Raw genomic sequence first — 17,859 nt, forward strand, 5'->3', positions numbered from 1 at the left:
TTAACACAAAAGAGGAGTGTTGAATTTGAAATATACACCAGAACAAATATTAAATAATCCCTTTTTAAATAAAGGAACGGCCTTTACGCAAGAAGAACGGGACCAATATGGCTTAAACGGCCTGTTGCCACCAGCTGTCCAGACATTGGATCAACAAGTCAAGCAGGCGTATGCACAATTGCAGACAAAGCCGACCGATTTAGCCAAGCGGCAGTTTTTGATGACCTTGTTTAACGAAAATCATGTGCTATTCTATAAGCTTTTTTCCGAGCACATTAACGAATTCATGCCGATCGTTTATGATCCGACGATTGCTGACACGATTGAAAATTACAGTGCGCTGTTTGTGAATCCGCAAAACGCCACTTATCTTTCGATCGATGATCCGGATCACATCGAAAGTGCGTTGAAGCATAGTGCTGATGGCCGCGATATTCGGTTGTTAGTGGTCAGTGATGCTGAAGGCATTCTCGGCATTGGTGACTGGGGTACTCAAGGTGTTGACATTTCTGTGGGTAAACTAATGGTTTATACCGCCGCAGCCGGCATCGATCCAAGTCAGGTTCTGCCCGTTGTCTTGGATGTCGGCACCAATAATGAAGCGTTACTGAATGATGAGCTTTATCTGGGCAATCGCCATAAACGGGTATACGGGGAAAAGTATCACCAGTTTGTGGACAAATTTGTTGCAACTGCCGAGAAGTTATTCCCGAATTTGTATCTGCATTTTGAAGACTTTGGCCGCAGTAACGCCGCTGACATTTTGAATCAATATAAAGATAAAATCACGACCTTCAATGACGATATACAGGGCACGGGCATCATTGTGTTAGCCGGACTTTTGGGCGCCATGAATATTTCCAAGCAAAAACTAACCGATCAAATTTATTTGAGCTTTGGGGCCGGAACAGCAGGCGCCGGCATTACGTCGCGCGTGTATGAAGCGTTTATTGAAGAAGGATTGAGTCCTGAAGAGGCTAAGAAGCATTTTTATCTGGTCGACAAGCAGGGCTTATTGTTTGATGACATGACCGATTTAACCCCGGAGCAAAAGCCGTTTGCCCGCTCGCGCAGTGAATTTGCCAATGCGGATGAGCTCACGACGCTTGAGGCAGTTGTCAAAGCTGTGCATCCAACCGTGATGGTCGGCACTTCAACGGTTCCCGGCACCTTCACCGAAAGCATTGTGAAGGAAATGGCTGCGCACACCGAGCGGCCGATTATTTTCCCATTATCAAACCCAACCAAACTGGCTGAGGCCAAGGCGGAAGATTTGATCAAATGGACAGATGGCCGGGGATTGATTGCCACTGGCGTTCCAGCCGCAAATGTTTCGTATAAGGGTGTCAGTTATGCGATTGGCCAGGCTAATAACGCGTTGGTTTATCCGGGATTAGGTTTAGGCACGATTGCATCCACGGCCAAACTGCTCACGGACTCAATGATTTCTGCCGCAGCGCATAGCTTAGGCGGCATTGTGGATCCTGATCAGCCAGGCGCCGCGGTTTTGCCACCAGTTTCGAAACTGGATCAATTTAGCCAAACGGTCGCAATTGCGGTTGCGGAAGACGCCATCAAAAATGGGTTGAATCAACAACCGATCAGCGATGCCAAGCAGGCTGTTGCTGACATGACTTGGAAACCGGAATATCGGCCACTGCCGAATTCACTCGAACTAGACTTGGAGGAATAAAACCGTGACTGCATTAAGTACATCGATTCAAAGCGTGCTGACCATCGTTTTACTGATTGCCTTGGGTTATGTCTTGCGGCGGCAAGGGCGGTTTGATGATCAGTTTGGGAAAACTATTTCTGACTTGTTGATGAAAATTGCCCTGCCGGCGTCAATCTTTATCTCTGTCTTGCAACGATTGACCCTCGATAAGCTGGTAAGCCTGTCATCAGGGTTGGTTTATGGCTTTGGTGCCGTGATTCTGGGCTATCTGATCGCCTTTTTACTGGTGTGGCTGCTTAAAGTTCAGCCAGGCCGTCGTGGGACGTTTATCAACATGTTTGTGAATGCCAATACCATTTTCATCGGGTTACCGCTGAACCTTGCGCTGTTTGGTGACAAAGCGGTGCCGTACTTCCTGATGTATTACGTGGTGAACACGGTCTCAACCTGGACAGTCGGCGCCTTTATCATGGCATGGGATGACCCGACGCAGGAAAAGGCAGATAAAAGCGGCGCCGGTTTTAACTGGAAGAAATTGTTGCCCGCGCCACTGGTTGGTTTCTTGGTTGCCTTAGTCTTCCTGTTGCTGAAAATTCCGTTCATTCATGTTGGTTGGCTAGGATTTGCGGTTAACACATTAAATTACGTTGGTAGTCTGGTGACACCGCTATCGCTGATTTATATCGGGATTATTTTGGCTGATGCCGGCTTGAAAGCGATTCGGTTTGACCGCGATACCATCGTGGCTCTGATTGGCCGATTCGTCATCGCCCCGGCATTGATCACCGGGCTGATTCTGTTGGGCATGAAGGCTGGCTTCAATGTGCCAAGTCTCGAAGCGCAAACCCTGATCATTCAGGCGGCTGCACCTGGTCTTGCCGTACTGCCGATTTTGGCAACAGAAGCCCACGCCGACGTGAAGTATGCCACCAACGTTGTGACGACTTCGACAGTCCTGTTTGTGATTGTTGTTCCGATTTTGATGATGCTGGTTCAGGGACTGGCATAAGCATGACATCTTAGGATAAGAAAAAAGAGCCCGCAACGGCTCTTTTTTTCTGCCCAAAATTAAGCTTGATGCGCTTCTAAATAAGCTAAGGCGCTGGTGTAATCAGGCTCATGTGTTTGTTCGGTGATGAGTTCGCGATATTTAACCGTACCGTTGCCGTCAATGATCCAAACGCTGCGGGCATCGGTGTGGTTGTCGGCAACGAATAAACCCATCGCTTTGCCAAAATTAGCATTCTGGTCGGAAAGCAGCTGCATTTTCGTCACATTTTCCGCCGCGCACCAGGATTGTTGTTCTTGCGGGGTGTTGGTTGAAATCGTATAAAAATCAACATCGTCAAATTCATCCATATCCTGGTTAAAATGTTTGGTTGAGATGCTGCAGACCCGTGTGTTGATGTCGGGAACAACACTGATTAATGTCAGGCGGTGACTGAGATCACTAGTCTTAACCGGCTGTCCCTTGGCATCGGTGACTGTAAATGCCGGTAGTTTTTCGCCTAGTGACGTTGGATTGCCATTGGTCGTGATGACCGTGCCGTGTCGGGTTATTTCCATAAAAAACGCTCCTTTACGTGTATACGATGGAAACAGGTGAGATTTAGGACAACACAGTCAGTGTATCATGCTTAGAGGATAAGCGACACGGACACAACTTAATTGGCGCAAATTTATCAGCATATACATTGACGCTAATATAAATATTTATGTAAGCTTAAATTAACGGAGATATTCCAACCGTAATAATGCATATTAACGTTCACGCGTTCGAGACTTGTGGTCTGAAGTCAAGGGAGTGATTCAAATTATCTAGACTTGTTTCATTTTTCAGAGGGTATACTTCCCCCAGCCCAGGGATTTAGTAATTTCTTTAGGTGAATCTAAAGCCCTAACTTGACGCTTGGCGCGCTAGACCGCTTTGGCTGGTTTATACAACTCGTGGTTTTTAAGTAATGCATAGATCACGCGTACCAGCTTTCTTGCAGTCATGACACAAGCACGTCGGTGTTGATATTTTGGCACCTCCCGGTATTTCTTGTCGTAAAATCTGGCAAATGTGGGATCATGCGCTCTTACCGAGTTGGCAGCTTCAATTAGGTAATAGCGTAAGTACTGATCGCCGTTATGCGTGCGCGGCGTTAGTTGCCGCTCACCGTTTCCGGATTGACTTCTGCGCCAAACCAGTCCGGCATAGCTTGCCAAACTAGCTTCACTCGGAAACCGTTCAATCTGACCAATTTCAGCCAGTAGTCCAGCCGAGTAGACTGGGCCAACGCCTGGAATACTTTGCGTTGACTGTGAGCCATCAATGACGGCACACAGGTCGGTGATGCTCTTGTCTAGGGCTTTTAGTTGCTTTTGTAACATCCGGATCTGGTTGATGTAAATCGCCATGACCTGGTCAACAGAATCGGCAACCGTCTTGCTCAAGCGATAAGAGCTACGGATGGCTTTTTGTAAGGCCTTAGCGATCGCCTCTGGGTCACCAAAGCGACCGTGGGACAATTGGTTAAGATCTTGAGTAAGCGTCTGTAAGGGCATCTGAGCGATTTCGTCCAGTGTGTACTTTTCACCGCTAAGCACCGTCATCATCGTGTTTCCGAACACAGAAGTCGGTAGCTCAGCTTCCAGTGTGTTCAATCGGAAGTACAGATTGTTGAGGAAGTGGTTTTTGCCATCTGTAATTTGTTTGACGATGTGATACCGTTCGCGGGTGAGCCGCTGTAAGGCAATGTGTTTCTCGTCGCGGGTCACTGGCACTTGATACCGGCCAATGCGCAGAAAGTCTGCGATGTGGAAGGCATCAATGGTATCAGTCTTGTCGTCATCAAACAATTGGCTGTAACGATGAGTCATCTTGGGGTTCAACGTGACGACAGTGGCATCCAACGCACTGAGCGCTGAGCTTTGTTCAAAGTAAAGTGTGGGGTGGATGTTGTACACCGAGGTGGCTTCCATGCCAATCACGATCTTTAGTGAATCATCTTGGCGTTTAGCCCATTCCAGGATTAATTTCTCAATTTGGCCGGCCCCGTCAGGGGTATTCGTGGTCTTGTCCTGGAAAATAACCTTCTTGGCAGAATCCAAGCCACAGTAATCAAGCTTTGCTTTTGAAACATCAATACCAACATTCAAGTTCATCGAATTGGACCTCCTTTCTGTTCTGATTTATGGATAGGCTTGGGCGCTGCGCGATATTCCCTAATTATGAACCTACAGTACTTCCTCGCAGTATGAGCAGTCTGTCTGAGGATCAGTAGCTGCTCGGTGAAACGCGAGTCACCGAACTGATCTCCAGCCCCCGCAGCTTGTGGTTTGTGCTTGTTCGATTCATCTGGGCGGCAGTCTCGGGGTGAAGTCTAGCAATAGCTAGCAACAGGAGGGAAAAGCCTATACCAGTTGGACCCAAATCCAATGAACAACTAGAGAATATCACGCAACATCCAAGTACGGAGCTATCCAAGAACTTGGTTGTAATTTAAATATACGAGGAGGGATGCCAGATGCAGCAAACATTAGTCGTTTATACTTCCGAAACCGGTTTTACCCAACGGTTTGCCTTGAGTATTGCGCAAACCTTACATTGCGAAGTGATTGATGTGCAGTTTTTGACAGCCTCGGACTTAAAAAACCGCACCTTGATTATTTACGGCGGGCACCTTGTGGGAAATAAGGTACTCGGGTTGAAATCATTTTTCCGCCAATTTAAATCCATGATGCCTGAGATGGTCATTGTGTTTGGCAGCGGCGTGGTTCGGCGTGACAATGTGAACTGTCAGCAAATTAAACAATATCAGCTCATGCATGAGTGCCCAGTAACCAGTTTTTATTATGTGCAAGGCTATCCCAAACTCAGTCAAATGAATTTTCTCCGGCGGTTGCGAGCGATCCGCGCGTTAAAGCACTGGGGAAGCGAGTCATATCCTGCCGTTCAAGAGGCGATTCAGCCCCTAGTTGCCGATGTGACCAGCTTACTGAACGGTCCGTTTACGCATGGCGCCGTTCAAATTTGATTCGTGGTAAATACGAAGGATGGCTTAAGCAGTTTCCTCAAGGGTGCCAATCATAATGTGAAAATACTTATACACCGATGTTGGTGGCTCGTTCAGAATGATCGGCCGGGCATAAGAAAACATGTCGGCTAGATCGCGTAACTTTAACGTGGTGGCCATTTGGATATTTTGATCAAGCAAGGTTGCGGCTTGCTTGTGCTGGCCATTTCTAACATATAACTCCGCTTGGTGAAATCGCGCCCACAAAGCGAACTCAGCGCTTGGCTGTTTGTCGAGCGCTTTTTCTAATTGGGCTAAATAATGCGCTGCGGTTTTGGTATCTTGCCTTGTCAGTTCCAACATGACCTGATTCTCCAGCAAGTTGAGTAATAGTAAGGGGGTGTTGGTAAAGTGACGATAGTAATGACTGCGCTTGATGGCAATGGTTAACAATCGGCGTTGTGTGGAAGCCGGCATGGCGATGCTGAAGAGCATGAAAAAATAGAGATCTAACTCACCCCAATTATCTAACCGTTGCAAATATTGTTCCGCAACGTGAGTCAGATCGGGACGCACTGGTAACTCGTGGCGATCCTCAACAAATAGTGATTGGAATAGAATAGCTAAAATCGCGCGCCCGTTAACGGCTAGTTTATGTTTTAGTGAGGGTGCCTTTTCAAAAAAGATTCGGGCTTTTTCTTCCTCGCTTTTTAAAGCTTTAATGATTTGCGGGATTTTTTTAGGGTCAATCGACATCGACGTGGTTTTGCCAAAATACGTCTCCAGAAATCGATCGCGATCGCCGTAACCAAGACTTAAGCCGTTAGTGGCAAGATATAAAAATTCTTCAGGGGTGGTTTCCAATCGGCGCAACAAATGAATCAATTTAGTGACCGTGATGTCGTTTTGGCCGCGTTCAACCTTTGACAGGTAAGAACTGCTGATGTCCTCATCAGCTACGTCAGCGAGTGTCAGGGCTTTATTCGTGCGAATTTGGCGAAGGAGCGAACCGATTTCCATGGTGATCACCTTTCATATATGACATTTATCATATCTCCCAGCATATACCTGCGTATATTAGACAACAAGCCATCTGATCAGACTCGGTTAGTCGAAGTAATGGGAGTGATTGATATGTTAACGTGGCGATATGGCCGCAAATGGCAATTGGTGATGTATACCGGTGCTGCTTTATTTTATAGCCTGATGAATGTCGGCGTCGCATTTTGTTTGACGATGCTCATTCAAGCGGCATCGGCTCGGTCTTTGGCGCAACTCTGGCATGCGGTTGGGCCGAGTGTCGTGATCTTTTTTGGCGCATCAGCGGCTGCTTGGCTGGTGATGTACTTACAAGCCGCGATCACGCGTGAGGTCAATTTACAAATTAAAGCAACGATGGCGGCTTACTTAGTTGACGATGCAGATTTAGCGACCACCCAGACGTCTGCGTTATCGTTTATGACGAACGACTTGAAAATGATCGAAACCAATGGGATTACCAGTGAACTGACCATCATTAACCAAATTATTGTGTTTGCTGGCGCCATGATCGGGGCGTTCGCATTTGACTGGATGACGGCTTTGGCCTTTTTCATTGGCAATTTGGTGCCGCTAGCGGTGGCGCGAGTTGCTCAAGGCGCATTGCACACCGCTTCAGCAGACTGGTCGACCGCGAATAGCCGCTGGACCACCGGCATTAAGAATTATTTGGCAGGCAGGGACACGATCAGAATTTATCAGGCACAGGCAGTGGTCAAAACAAGAATCGGCCGACTGGCAAGGGGACTGGAAGACCAGTTGAAAAGTTTGACGATCCTGACGGGTAACATGAACGTTTTAGGGATGTTGCTGGCACTTTGGTTTGGCGTTCTTTTGCCATTTGGCGTTGGCATCTATCGCGTCATGGCAGGCGCTTCAACTTTGGCTTTATTTATGGGGATCGTGCAGCTGTCAAATGACATGCGCAACCCTTTGATCATGATGATTGAGGCGTTAAACAAATGGCAGACGACAAAGCCGCTGGTCGCAAAAGTCCACCAAGCAGCGCCAAGGCCTCATTCATCCACTGATGGCGACCTGACGAGCGGGACGATTCGGCTAAAAGATGCTTCAGTGGTCATTGGTAACCAGAAAATTCTTGATGACCGAAATCTGACGATCATGCCTGGCCAAAAGGTTTTGATCATGGCACCGTCCGGCTATGGCAAATCGACTTTGTTGCGATTATTGGCGGGTGAATTACCGTTATCTGCCGGCCAATACTGGCTCGGGGACACACAAATTACTGACGAAACTCGTGGAAAATTAAGCCGATTGTTCGGCTTGATCAAGCAATCACCTTTTATGTTCGATGATACGATCCGTTTTAACCTAACGTTAGGCGGTCGATTTTCGCAGGCCGACTTAGACAAAGCGGTGGCTGACGCGGGGCTCACAACCTTGATTGCGCAAAAAGGTTGGGACTATCAGGTTGGCGACGGTGGGCATAATCTGTCAGGCGGCCAGATTCAACGGCTCGAAATTGCCCGGGCGTTATTACGGCACCGACCAATTCTGTTAGCTGATGAGGTGACCTCTGCACTAGATGAAGCGTTAAGCGATCAACTGCACGCACGTTTGCTACAGGGACCGGCAACGTTAATCGAGGTTGCCCATCACATCAGCAAATCGTGGCAGCAAAAATATGATCAGGTGATACGACTTGATACAGATGCTTGAGTTGATTGTCTAATCCATCAAAAAACCGCATCTCCGAAAAAAGATGCGGTTTTTGCATAGTTCTATGACTAATCCTGGCCGATTTCCTTACTCAAAGCCACGACTTCATCCACCGTATCACCTAAGAAACTGATAGCGTGTTTCAGGGCAGCATCCGTGGTGACATCGACGCCGGCAACGCGGGCTGCGGCGGTAGGATCGAGTGAATCGCCCAGGCTCAGATACCGGAGCCAGCGGTCAACAGCAGGCTGACCTTGCTGCTCAATAGCTTGAAAAGCCTGAGTGGCCACGGTCAAACCGGCAGAGTAGGAATATGAGTACAGCCCCATGTAGTAGTGGCTTTGCCGCATCCAAGTCAGCTCAGCGCCTTCTTCAAGCTCGACAGCCGGGCCCCAGAAATCGGTCAATACTTTGCGCTTGATTGCATCAAGGCGCGCAGCATCAAAGCTTTCGCCCTTATCGATCAGCGTATAAACCTCACGTTGAAAAGCCGCTTCAAGCAAGTGGGTGACAAAGTTGTGGAAATAGGTGTCATTCAACAAGCGTGACAAAGCAAATCGCTTCATCCGCGGGTCTTTGGCAGTTTCTTCCAAATAGTGGGTCAATAATAATTCATTGAAAGTCGAAGGACTCTCGACTAAGTAATCATTGAAATCCGCATCAAGAACATTGTGCGCTTGCTGCGAGCGGACCATTTGCGCCGTGTGTCCCAGCTCGTGAATCAGCGTGTACACTGCTGGCAGCGTGTTACTCCAGGTCATTTCAACATATGGATGGACACCGTAAGGCCCGGCCGTGTACGCGCCTGAGTCTTTACCTTGATTGGCGGGAAAATCAATCCAGTGATCCGTGAACGCTTGCATCATCTGATCCTGATAATCTTTGCCCATCAACGCCGTCGCGTTTTTGACCATTTCCTGCGCCTGTTCCAAGGTGATGGTTGGTGCATAACTAGGGTCAATGTCGATTTGTAAATCGGTATAACCGATGTGATCCAGTCCCCAAAGCGTTTTAACGTGGGTTACATATTTGCGCATAATGGGTGCTAGATCTTGCATGATCACATCGATTTGGCGGTTAAACATTTCCCGATTGATTTCCTGGTCAGCGAGCAGGTAATCGATGACGGAATCGTAACCGCGCATGGTTGCCGTAATTTTTTCGCGGGTCACTTGTGCTAAGTAACCGGCAGCCATGGTATTTTCATAGCGGCGTAGAGTCTTGTTAAACTGGGCGTATGCTGCGCGCCGGATTTCCGTGTCGGGATGCTTTTGGTAATTCTCTTCGTACATCACGAACGAAAGTGGGTAGGTTTTACCGTGAGCCGTAAACGTGCCGAAGTCCATATCGCCGAAAATCGTTTGGTCGCGAATGTTGCTGGGTGCCTGAAAAACCGGGGACAATTCCGCTAACACCTTTTCGGCAGCAGGCGGCAAGGCGCCTTTCTTGGCCACTTTGATTTGGCGAATGAAGCCAGCATAGTCAGGTGCCTTGTCGACCACGGCGTCAAGCACAGTTTCGGATAACTGGGTGAGCTCGGCTTGAAAGAAGCTCAATTGACCGCCAATTTCGCCGCCCAGTGCGGTAACTTGTGCCTGGCGTTCGCGCAATTTGGGGTCGGTGGTATCAGTCGAATACGGCATGAATCCCCAGTGGGCAATTTTGCTATCGAGGGCCACAATCGTGCCATAGTCGGCCAACGCATCGACAATCACGGCCGGTTCCGTCAATTTTCCCTGATACATGCGGACAAAATCCTTGGTTAGGGCCCGGACCTGTTTGACCGCTTCATCGTAAGCAAAGTCGTCATGAAAAATCGGGGTTAGATCCCAAGTCAGCTTCGGATCAACCGCCTCGCGTTTAGGTAACTCAGTTTCGCTCATATAAAAGCCTCCTTCACATGGTGGCTAAAGTATAGCATTGATCGCGCTTAAGGTGCGTGTCGGCCTCCTGTTGAACCGATTATTTCTTTCGGCTAACTGCTCATGGTAGAATTATATAAAAAGGATGTGTTATGAATGGGTATCGACAACAATCAGCTAGTGGCGCGCTACTTTGATCGAAAAGCCGACCATGCGGATTTTTTCAAAGCTTTAGAGACCTATCTTGACGATAAACTGGGACAATTATACGCGACTTTGGAAACGACCTTTGCCGACACAGTGGTATTGTCCGTTGACGACGCTATTGCCCAAGCCCATCAGGCAGGGGCGACGATTGATGATCCTGCTGCTGAAGAAATTGCTGCGGCGAACTACTTGTTTAAGGAACTGGCTTCGCGTGGCTTGTGGATCCAGTCACCGGATCAGACGGAGCCGAATACGATTATTGCCAAGCTTAATTTTGGCAATCGGCGTACGTATTATTAAATTTGCTTGCCGTTAACATGTTGGCATAAAAAAGCCGCGGTGCGATCGTTACAAAGATCGTACCGCGGTTTTTTCCGATTATTAGTTATGTACCCGCCCGGTGATTATGATTTAGGCGCGTATTGCTTATCGGCAAACCAAATCGGGATTTCCCGCCGTGCGCTTTCTTCACTATCGGAGCTGTGAATCACGTTGCGGATGGTTTGGTCGGCCCATTCCCGGCCAAAATCGCCGCGAATCGTGCCTGGTGCAGCGTCTCCCGGATTAGTTGCGCCCGTCATTTTTCGAACGGCCTCAATGACATTAAAGCCACTGACAACCATGGCCACAAGCGGGCCGCTGGTCATAAACCGTTCAACTTTTGGGAAAAAAGGTTTGTCGACAAGTGCCGCGTAATGCTGATGCAATTGGGCGGTTGTTGCCTGAGTGATTTTTAAGGCCTCAATGGTAAAGCCGCGCCGCTCAATGCGGGTAATGACCTCACCAATGTGCCCATTCGCGACGCCATCGGGTTTGACCAAAACTAAAGTTTGTTCCTCTGCCATGCGTGTGCCTCGATTCCTAAATATTTTCAGAAAATTCATCCAAATTCAGTATACACGAGTCAAACCAAATGGCGGATGGAATTTTTGTCTAGCGCCAATTGATTTTTGATAACACTCGCCGACCAAGGAATTCCTGGATGAGCAGATAAAACGGTACAGTCGAGACCATGAGAGGTACATAAATCAATGCTAGCTGCCACTGCCACAAGCTGGCGAGCGAAAAGACATGGTTGAAAATGAAGAATACCAGGAATAACGCAGCGCTTAAACCAGCCAGCAATCCGACCTTGAGCCGATTGAAGGGACGGGCAACGACCAGTAACACATTAAGGGAAATTGTGCCGATCAACATCGCGACCATTGTTGAGGTGGTGTCGAAGCTGAGGTTCAGGAACGACTCCATCCAAGTTAGCAACAAAGTGTAGATAACCACGCTGATAGCGGCTGGCGCGGCAACGGTCATGACTTTTTGCATGAATTGCCCGGTGACGCGCTCAAAGTTAGGCTCTAGCGTCAGGAAGAAGGAAGGGATGGCAACGCCGATGGCCGAAACCGGTGTGAGGTTAATCGGTACGATGGGATAGTCGAGTGGCAGGAAGACGAAAATGGTGGCCAAGATGACGGAGTACATGGTTTTGACCAGATACATCGATGCCACCCGTTCGATGTTGTTAATAACGCGGCGGCCTTCGTTGAGCACACCGGTCATAGCATCGAAATTAGAATCTAGTAAAACGAAATCAGCAATCGAGCTGGCAGCATCGGCACCGGAAGCCATGGCAATGCTGCAGTCACTTTGGCGCAAAGCAAGGACGTCATTGACCCCATCACCGGTCATCGCAACGGTATGGCCTAATGCTTGGTAAGCCATAATGAGCTGCTTCTTTTGATCCGGGGTGACGCGGCCAAAAACGTTGTATTGCTTGACCAAAGCCTGAAAGTCGACTTCAGTGGCATCCGCAGCGATCGTACTCATGTCGACACTGCGATCGGCGCCTTCAAGGTGTGCCTGTTTGGCAATATTGGCGACCGTGATCGGGTCATCACCGGAGATCACTTTTAATGCCACGCCTTGACTCTTGAAGAAATCAAACGTATTAATGGCAGTCGGACGCAGTTCATCGGTGATCAAAATGAGCCCGAGCAACTCCGGGTTCACAAGCGGCTGAGCAAGCGTTTTGGCAGTTCCCACCGCCAGCACGCGGTAACCGTTTGAAGCGGCCTGTTTGATTTGGGTCGCAATGTTCGCAGGCAGCTGGTCGCCAAAAGTAAACTGCGGGGCGCCCATAAATAAAGCACGTCCGTCAACCACGGCACCTGACCATTTACGCGCAGATGAAAACGGCATGGTTTGCGTGACCTGCTGGTTGGCGTCAGCGCCGATTGCGGCTTTGATGGCTAAGGCGGTTTCGTTATCATCATTGAGGGCATACACGATGGCTGCCGCAGCACTAGTGACATCTTCGGCGTTGTGGCCAGTTGCCGGCAATGTGTTGGCAACTTTAAGTTTTCCGCTGGTGATGGTGCCGGTTTTATCCAGGCAAATCGTATCGACACGCGCCAAGGCTTCGATGGCAGGTAAGGCCCGAACCAGCACGCGTTTGACGGCCAGGTTGCGGGCAGAAACAGCTAACGCCACATTGGTCAGCAACACCAAACCTTCCGGAATCATCCCAATCATGGCCGCACTGGTGGTTAAAATAGCCCGATTATAATTGCCGCGGCGAATCATGGAAACGGAAAAAAGAATGATACCGATCGGGATAAGCACGTAGGTTAAAACCCGAATGATGCGATTGATTGTTGCCAGTAATTGACTTTGACCGGCTTTTTCGGCTTTGGCTTCCAAAGAAAGTTTAGCGGCAAAGGTATCTTTGCCGACAGCGGTCACTTGCATGGTAGCTTGTCCGGAAACCACAAAGGCACCGGAAAGCAACGGATCGCCCACTTTTTTGGTGATCGGCCGCGACTCACCAGTCAGCGGGCTTTCATCGCTTTCAAGCCCGTTGGTGGCAACAACGGTACCGTCAACCGGAATTTGATCGCCGCGTTTGAGAAGCACCATATCGTCCATGACCAGTTGCTCGAGATCGATTTTTTGGCGCTGGCCGTCACGAATGACGGTGGCATGAGCAGCGGCGAGGATGGACATTTTATCGATCTGCCGCTTTGCTTGAATTTCCTGAATGGTACCAATGGCAGTGTTGATGATGGCCACGCCAAGGAATAACAGGTTTTTGTAGCTACCGGTGGTGATGATGAGCGCGCCCAGAACAACATTGACCAAATTAAATAAAGTAAACGTGTTGACTTGGATAATCTGGCTAATGGAACGAGTCAACGGCTTGAGCGGAAGGTTGTGCTGACCGCTGTCAAACCGTTGCTGAACCTGTTGTGCCGATAAACCTTGATCAGGTGAAATGTTTTGCGCTGCCATCGCATGCCCTCCAATTCTTTTCATTTATTTTACCAATCTATGCAACCAGATGCCGAATATCACACTTGTTTTTACGAATCTTTGAAGTTCTGCTGGCCATATGCTATTGTCTGAGCTCGCGGCAACCGTCATAATAAAGGTTAAATGACAGGAAAGAAGCGATCGCATGGTAAAACTAAACCCGAACGGAACCCGCTTTGTAACGTTGCCAAACGGTTATCATCTATGGACCCAAACGCAAGGCCGAGGCCAGATTCGGCTGATGACCTTGCACGGCGGACCCGGCGGCACCAACGAAGTGTTTGAAAACTTTGCGCAAGAACTGGCGCCGTATGGTGTCCGCGTCACCCGTTACGACCAATTGGGTTCATTCTTTTCCGATCAACCCGACTTTTCGGATCCGGCCAATCAAAAACGGTTCCTCAACATCGATTATTTCGTCGATGAGGTGGAAAATGTCCGGCAGCAGCTGGGGATTGATCACTTTTACCTGCTTGGCCAGTCTTGGGGCGGCGTGCTGGCGATCGAGTATGCGCTTAAATATGGCGAACACCTTAAGGGGCTGATTCTAAGCTCGATGATTGATAATCTGGATGAATACCTAGTCAATATCAACAAAATTCGCGAAAAGATGTTTTCGCCTGAAGACGTTGCGTATATGCAGCAAGTCGAAGCGCGCCATGCGTTTGACGATGCCAAATACCAGGCGTTAGTGAACGAATTAGGCGAGCATTATCTGCACCACGCAGCCGATCCCCAGCCACGCCACTTAATTTCAACACTGGCAACGCCGGTCTATCACCATTTTCAAGGTGACAACGAATTTGTGATGGTCGGTGCACTTAAAAATTGGGATCGCCGGGCCGATATTCACCGAATCACGGTGCCGACTTATTTGACATTTGGCGGGCATGAAACCATGCCGTTGACCGCCGCGGAACGAATGGCCAAAACGATTCCGCATGCCACGTTGCATGTTACCCCAAACGCCGGGCACGGGCAGATGCTGGATAATCCGACTGACTATTTCAGCCATCTAGGCCAGTGGCTCACACAAACCGATGCAAAACCCCCTTTAAGCGCCAATTAACGTTATAATAAAAGTGGTAATTTAAAGTTGCTCAGGTAATGGAGGTGCTTTCATGGCTAGCATTGATGAATTAAAAGATGATCTATTTGAACCGGTCCACGCGTTTGATAAGGCGATCGAGGAACAACCAGAACTGATGATCCCGATGGCCGTTGTGCATTTGATTCCAATTGCGTTGGCGTTAGGCGGCGGCATCATGATCATTCGCGGTCACCAGAAACTGCGCATCGAAAAAGAACGAACCAAACAGCTGAGTCTTAAGTTGCAAATGCACAAGCATCATCATGGTCGCCACAACTGGCGGTTGGCGCCAGAACATCGCGGCGCCCATGACGTCTTTGCACCCGAGTACGAAGAGGTGCCTTTGAACAAGAAGCATCATATGCATCACCGTCATTAAGCTTGTTAGCAACGAAGATGACCCTCGCAGTTCATTTGCGAGGGCCTTTTTGTCACTAAATTTGAGACAGGGCTTTAACTTTCAACGAGCAGATTGAAACTTGCGGTCAGATGCGGGAAAATAGGGCAATACAATTATTTTTTGGAGATGAAGCTGATGTCAACCATTTTCATGCGCGCGGCGACGACCAACGATATTCCTGATATGATGCGGGTGATTGCGTCTGCTCGCAAGTTTTTAGGCGATCAGGACATTCCTCAATGGCAAGGCACTTATCCGGATCAGGCAGCCATTGAGCAGGACGTTGCCACCGGGATCGGCCGGGTGCTCGTGGTTGACGGGAAAGTGGCCGGACTGGCGGCGCTGGTTGTGGGTCCGGATCCACATTATCTCCGGATCGATGGGGAAGGCTGGCTGGCCGATGTGCCATACCTGGCCGTCCATCGGTTTGCGCTTGATGGCAGTATTCGCGGCAAACAACTAAGCCGGGTTTTCTTCAGCAACATCATGAGTGAAGCTTATCGCCGCGGTTTTACCGACTTACGGGTCGATACCCACGCACAAAACGTGATTATGCAACATGCGATTACCGGGATGGGTTTCGATTTTCGCGGAATTGTGTACATGGATGAGCCCGTGCCGGAACGGAATGCCTACGAGGTGCGGCTGACAACGGGTTGACGATTTTCAAAATGGAGGAGAAATATGCAGGATATTGGCAACTTAGCACTCATCTTGGTAACAACATTGATACTGGCGCATATCAGTCGCTTGCTGAAAATGCCTGCCGTGATCGGTGAGTTGTTAGCGGGAATTTTAATTGGACCGGCATTATTGGGTTGGCTGACGCCTAGCCATACGATTTCATTATTTGCCGAAATTGGTGTTATTATTTTGATGTTTTTAGCCGGGCTCGAAAGCGATTTGGATTTACTGAAAAAATACTTCAAACCCGGCATGCTGGTAGCAGTGATCGGGGTGATCGTGCCTGTGGTCGTCGTGTTCGGCTTTGCGCACATTTGGGGATTCAATTTGACCAGCAGCCTTTTTCTCGGCATCACCTTTGCAGCAACATCCGTCTCGATTTCCGTTGAGGTTTTGAAAGAACTGCATGCGCTGGACGGCCGCAATGGGGCGACCATCTTGGGTGCGGCGGTGGTCGACGATATTCTGACGGTTTTGATTTTGAGTTTCACGGTGGCAGTGTTAGGGGAACAAAAGACAGCCAGCGTGCCGTTCTGGTTGCAAATTGTCGAACAGTTGCTGTATTTTATCGGGATTTATCTGGTGGTTCGGTGGGCGGCACCGTACTTGATGGGGTTGGCGGAAAAGCTGTTTCCGGCTTCGGCTGTCACCATTATGTCGTTGCTGATTTGCTTGGGGATGGCCTATGTGGCGGATCTTGTTGGTATGTCAGCGGTTATCGGCGCCTTTTTTGCCGGGGTTGCAGTTGGGCAGACCCATTATCGGCAGGAAGTTGACAGTAATCTGAGTGCGATTGGCTATGCGGTGTTCATTCCGGTTTTCTTTGTCAGCGTCGGCTTGAACATGCGCTTTGATACGTTTGGTCGCGATATCGGGTTTATCGCCATTTTGACCTTGCTGGCTTTGGTGACCAAATGGGTCGGTTGCGGTCTCGGCGATCGCTTAGCCGGTGCCAGCTGGTTGCAAAGTAACGTGGTCGGCGCCGGCATGGTGTCCCGCGGCGAGATGGCCTTGATCGTGGCCCAAATCGGTTTTGAGGCTAAGTTGATGGATGCTGAGTATTATTCGGCGGTCATTGTGGTGATTGTCCTGACAACGCTAATTGCGCCTGTGATTCTAAAGGATGCCCTCCATCGGGAACAGGAACTTGTATAATGTAAGTCGTAAACTCACCAAAAATTAGTGTTCATGACGGTTTGAGGCGCTTATGGACGGTTGAGAATAAGGAGGATTTTAATGGCAACTTTATTTTTTGATTTTGATGGGACCGTGGCAGATTCAGAAGCCGGCATTGTCGCGGGATTAAAATACATGGTTCAGGATCGCGGCTTGCGGCCTTTGGATAATTCGGCGTATGTACAGTTTATCGGCCCGGCTTTGGTGGATATGTTGCCGAAAGTCTGGCCGGAGTTGGATGATGTCGAGGTTAAACGGGCAATTGACGCTTTCCATCATTACTACGAGGAAGAGGGCCTGTATCAAGCAAAACTTTACCCTAACTTCCTGGATACCATGACTGAATTGAAGCAACAAGGCGATCAGCTTTACATTGCCTCGGCAAAACCTGAGACCATGTTGCATCGCTTGGTTAAACACTTTTCATTGGATCAATATTTTGCCGGTGCTTATGGTGCCAGTGACGATGAGCAGACGCGGGTGACCAAGACCGACGTGTTGGCTTATGCTTTGAAGGCAACCCAGACGGATCCGGCTACCAGCGTCATGATTGGTGATCGGGCAAACGACATGACGGGTGGTTTGGATAATCATGTTCAGCTGCTCGGCGTCACCTATGGCTTCGGGTCAGCCAAGGAGTTGCAAGATGCCGGCGCCAAAGTCTTGGCCGACAAGCCGGAAGCAATTCCGGAAGGCTTGAAAAAGGTTGCCAAACTTAACGCCAAGTCCTGAGAGTGTGGTAC

16 protein-coding genes are annotated in these 17,859 nt (G+C 49.0%); 10 read left to right on the forward strand and 6 right to left on the reverse strand.

The annotated features are described in order from the left end of the window. Window positions 1-25 precede the first annotated feature (25 nt). Both LACZS1_RS03405 and LACZS1_RS03410 read left to right on the forward strand, forming a co-directional pair. A complete protein-coding gene (locus LACZS1_RS03405) occupies window positions 26-1,693 on the forward strand; it encodes a malolactic enzyme (RefSeq protein ID WP_070650286.1) in 1,668 nt (555 codons plus the stop codon). Window positions 1,694-1,697: 4 nt separating this feature from the next. Continuing rightward, a complete protein-coding gene (locus LACZS1_RS03410) occupies window positions 1,698-2,684 on the forward strand; it encodes an AEC family transporter (protein ID WP_070650287.1) in 987 nt (328 codons plus the stop codon). 59 nt (window positions 2,685-2,743) lie between these two features. Here the strand turns inward: LACZS1_RS03410 and LACZS1_RS03415 are convergent, their stop codons facing one another. Together LACZS1_RS03415 and LACZS1_RS03420 are read right to left on the reverse strand one after the other, a co-directional pair. Then, window positions 2,744-3,241 carry a thiol peroxidase gene (locus LACZS1_RS03415; protein WP_070650288.1) on the reverse strand — a complete coding sequence of 166 codons (498 nt, stop codon included), beginning with the start codon at window positions 3,239-3,241 and terminating at the stop codon, window positions 2,744-2,746. A gap of 351 nt (window positions 3,242-3,592) precedes the next feature. Further along, a complete protein-coding gene (locus LACZS1_RS03420; RefSeq protein ID WP_070650064.1) occupies window positions 3,593-4,825 on the reverse strand; it encodes an IS110 family RNA-guided transposase in 1,233 nt (410 codons plus the stop codon). 362 nt (window positions 4,826-5,187) lie between these two features. Between LACZS1_RS03420 and LACZS1_RS03425 the strand changes: the two genes are divergently transcribed. After that, the gene (locus LACZS1_RS03425) at window positions 5,188-5,697 is read left to right on the forward strand and encodes a flavodoxin domain-containing protein (RefSeq protein ID WP_070650408.1); all 510 of its coding nucleotides are present in this window, start codon (window positions 5,188-5,190) and stop codon (window positions 5,695-5,697) included. A gap of 24 nt (window positions 5,698-5,721) precedes the next feature. Here LACZS1_RS03425 and LACZS1_RS03430 read toward each other — a convergent pair whose 3' ends face one another. Next, window positions 5,722-6,696, reverse strand: coding sequence for a helix-turn-helix domain-containing protein (locus LACZS1_RS03430; RefSeq protein ID WP_070650407.1), 975 nt, complete (start codon window positions 6,694-6,696; stop codon window positions 5,722-5,724). A gap of 114 nt (window positions 6,697-6,810) precedes the next feature. Here LACZS1_RS03430 and LACZS1_RS03435 point away from each other — a divergent pair, with 114 nt between their 5' ends. Then, the gene (locus tag LACZS1_RS03435) at window positions 6,811-8,394 is read left to right on the forward strand and encodes an ATP-binding cassette domain-containing protein (protein ID WP_070650406.1); all 1,584 of its coding nucleotides are present in this window, start codon (window positions 6,811-6,813) and stop codon (window positions 8,392-8,394) included. Between the two features lie 68 nt (window positions 8,395-8,462). On the opposite strand, the gene pepF is transcribed toward LACZS1_RS03435, so the two are convergent. Further along, window positions 8,463-10,277 (reverse strand): oligoendopeptidase F, encoded by a 1,815-nt coding sequence (pepF, locus tag LACZS1_RS03440; protein WP_070650405.1) that lies wholly within the window; start codon window positions 10,275-10,277, stop codon window positions 8,463-8,465. Between the two features lie 135 nt (window positions 10,278-10,412). Between pepF and LACZS1_RS03445 the strand changes: the two genes are divergently transcribed. After that, window positions 10,413-10,763 carry a hypothetical protein gene (locus tag LACZS1_RS03445; protein WP_010493644.1) on the forward strand — a complete coding sequence of 117 codons (351 nt, stop codon included), beginning with the start codon at window positions 10,413-10,415 and terminating at the stop codon, window positions 10,761-10,763. Window positions 10,764-10,867: 104 nt separating this feature from the next. Here LACZS1_RS03445 and ndk read toward each other — a convergent pair whose 3' ends face one another. Then, on the reverse strand, window positions 10,868-11,308 hold the full coding sequence (ndk, locus tag LACZS1_RS03450) for a nucleoside-diphosphate kinase (protein ID WP_010493645.1): 441 nt from the start codon (window positions 11,306-11,308) through the stop codon (window positions 10,868-10,870). 88 nt (window positions 11,309-11,396) lie between these two features. Beyond that, window positions 11,397-13,745 (reverse strand): cation-translocating P-type ATPase, encoded by a 2,349-nt coding sequence (locus LACZS1_RS03455; protein WP_070650404.1) that lies wholly within the window; start codon window positions 13,743-13,745, stop codon window positions 11,397-11,399. Between the two features lie 166 nt (window positions 13,746-13,911). On the opposite strand from LACZS1_RS03455, the gene LACZS1_RS03460 reads away from it, so the two are divergent. The 5 genes from LACZS1_RS03460 to LACZS1_RS03480 all read left to right on the forward strand — a co-directional run bounded on the left by LACZS1_RS03460 (window position 13,912) and on the right by LACZS1_RS03480 (window position 17,848). Further along, window positions 13,912-14,835 (forward strand): proline iminopeptidase-family hydrolase, encoded by a 924-nt coding sequence (locus LACZS1_RS03460; RefSeq protein ID WP_070650403.1) that lies wholly within the window; start codon window positions 13,912-13,914, stop codon window positions 14,833-14,835. A 52-nt stretch (window positions 14,836-14,887) separates the two neighbouring features. Continuing rightward, the gene (locus tag LACZS1_RS03465; RefSeq protein WP_010493652.1) at window positions 14,888-15,235 is read left to right on the forward strand and encodes a hypothetical protein; all 348 of its coding nucleotides are present in this window, start codon (window positions 14,888-14,890) and stop codon (window positions 15,233-15,235) included. 156 nt (window positions 15,236-15,391) lie between these two features. Continuing rightward, window positions 15,392-15,916, forward strand: coding sequence for a GNAT family N-acetyltransferase (locus tag LACZS1_RS03470; protein ID WP_070650402.1), 525 nt, complete (start codon window positions 15,392-15,394; stop codon window positions 15,914-15,916). Window positions 15,917-15,940: 24 nt separating this feature from the next. Next, window positions 15,941-17,095, forward strand: coding sequence for a cation:proton antiporter (locus tag LACZS1_RS03475; RefSeq protein WP_070650401.1), 1,155 nt, complete (start codon window positions 15,941-15,943; stop codon window positions 17,093-17,095). 81 nt (window positions 17,096-17,176) lie between these two features. After that, complete coding sequence (locus LACZS1_RS03480) at window positions 17,177-17,848, forward strand: HAD hydrolase-like protein (protein WP_070650400.1); 672 nt, start codon at window positions 17,177-17,179, stop codon at window positions 17,846-17,848. Window positions 17,849-17,859 lie beyond the last annotated feature (11 nt).

The sequence above is a fragment of the Lacticaseibacillus zeae subsp. silagei genome (genome assembly GCF_030770335.1).
GTDB lineage: Bacteria > Bacillota > Bacilli > Lactobacillales > Lactobacillaceae > Lacticaseibacillus > Lacticaseibacillus zeae.

Coding starts and splice junctions, on each gene's coding strand:
- LACZS1_RS03455 (WP_070650404.1), bottom strand. CDS start 13,745: ATGGCAGCGCAAAACATTTCACCTGATCAAGGTTTATCGGCACAACAG.
- ndk (WP_010493645.1), bottom strand. CDS start 11,308: ATGGCAGAGGAACAAACTTTAGTTTTGGTCAAACCCGATGGCGTCGCG.
- LACZS1_RS03470 (WP_070650402.1), top strand. CDS start 15,392: ATGTCAACCATTTTCATGCGCGCGGCGACGACCAACGATATTCCTGAT.
- LACZS1_RS03420 (WP_070650064.1), bottom strand. CDS start 4,825: ATGAACTTGAATGTTGGTATTGATGTTTCAAAAGCAAAGCTTGATTAC.
- LACZS1_RS03475 (WP_070650401.1), top strand. CDS start 15,941: ATGCAGGATATTGGCAACTTAGCACTCATCTTGGTAACAACATTGATA.
- LACZS1_RS03425 (WP_070650408.1), top strand. CDS start 5,188: ATGCAGCAAACATTAGTCGTTTATACTTCCGAAACCGGTTTTACCCAA.
- LACZS1_RS03415 (WP_070650288.1), bottom strand. CDS start 3,241: ATGGAAATAACCCGACACGGCACGGTCATCACGACCAATGGCAATCCA.
- LACZS1_RS03460 (WP_070650403.1), top strand. CDS start 13,912: ATGGTAAAACTAAACCCGAACGGAACCCGCTTTGTAACGTTGCCAAAC.
- LACZS1_RS03435 (WP_070650406.1), top strand. CDS start 6,811: ATGTTAACGTGGCGATATGGCCGCAAATGGCAATTGGTGATGTATACC.
- LACZS1_RS03445 (WP_010493644.1), top strand. CDS start 10,413: ATGGGTATCGACAACAATCAGCTAGTGGCGCGCTACTTTGATCGAAAA.
- LACZS1_RS03465 (WP_010493652.1), top strand. CDS start 14,888: ATGGCTAGCATTGATGAATTAAAAGATGATCTATTTGAACCGGTCCAC.
- pepF (WP_070650405.1), bottom strand. CDS start 10,277: ATGAGCGAAACTGAGTTACCTAAACGCGAGGCGGTTGATCCGAAGCTG.
- LACZS1_RS03430 (WP_070650407.1), bottom strand. CDS start 6,696: ATGGAAATCGGTTCGCTCCTTCGCCAAATTCGCACGAATAAAGCCCTG.
- LACZS1_RS03480 (WP_070650400.1), top strand. CDS start 17,177: ATGGCAACTTTATTTTTTGATTTTGATGGGACCGTGGCAGATTCAGAA.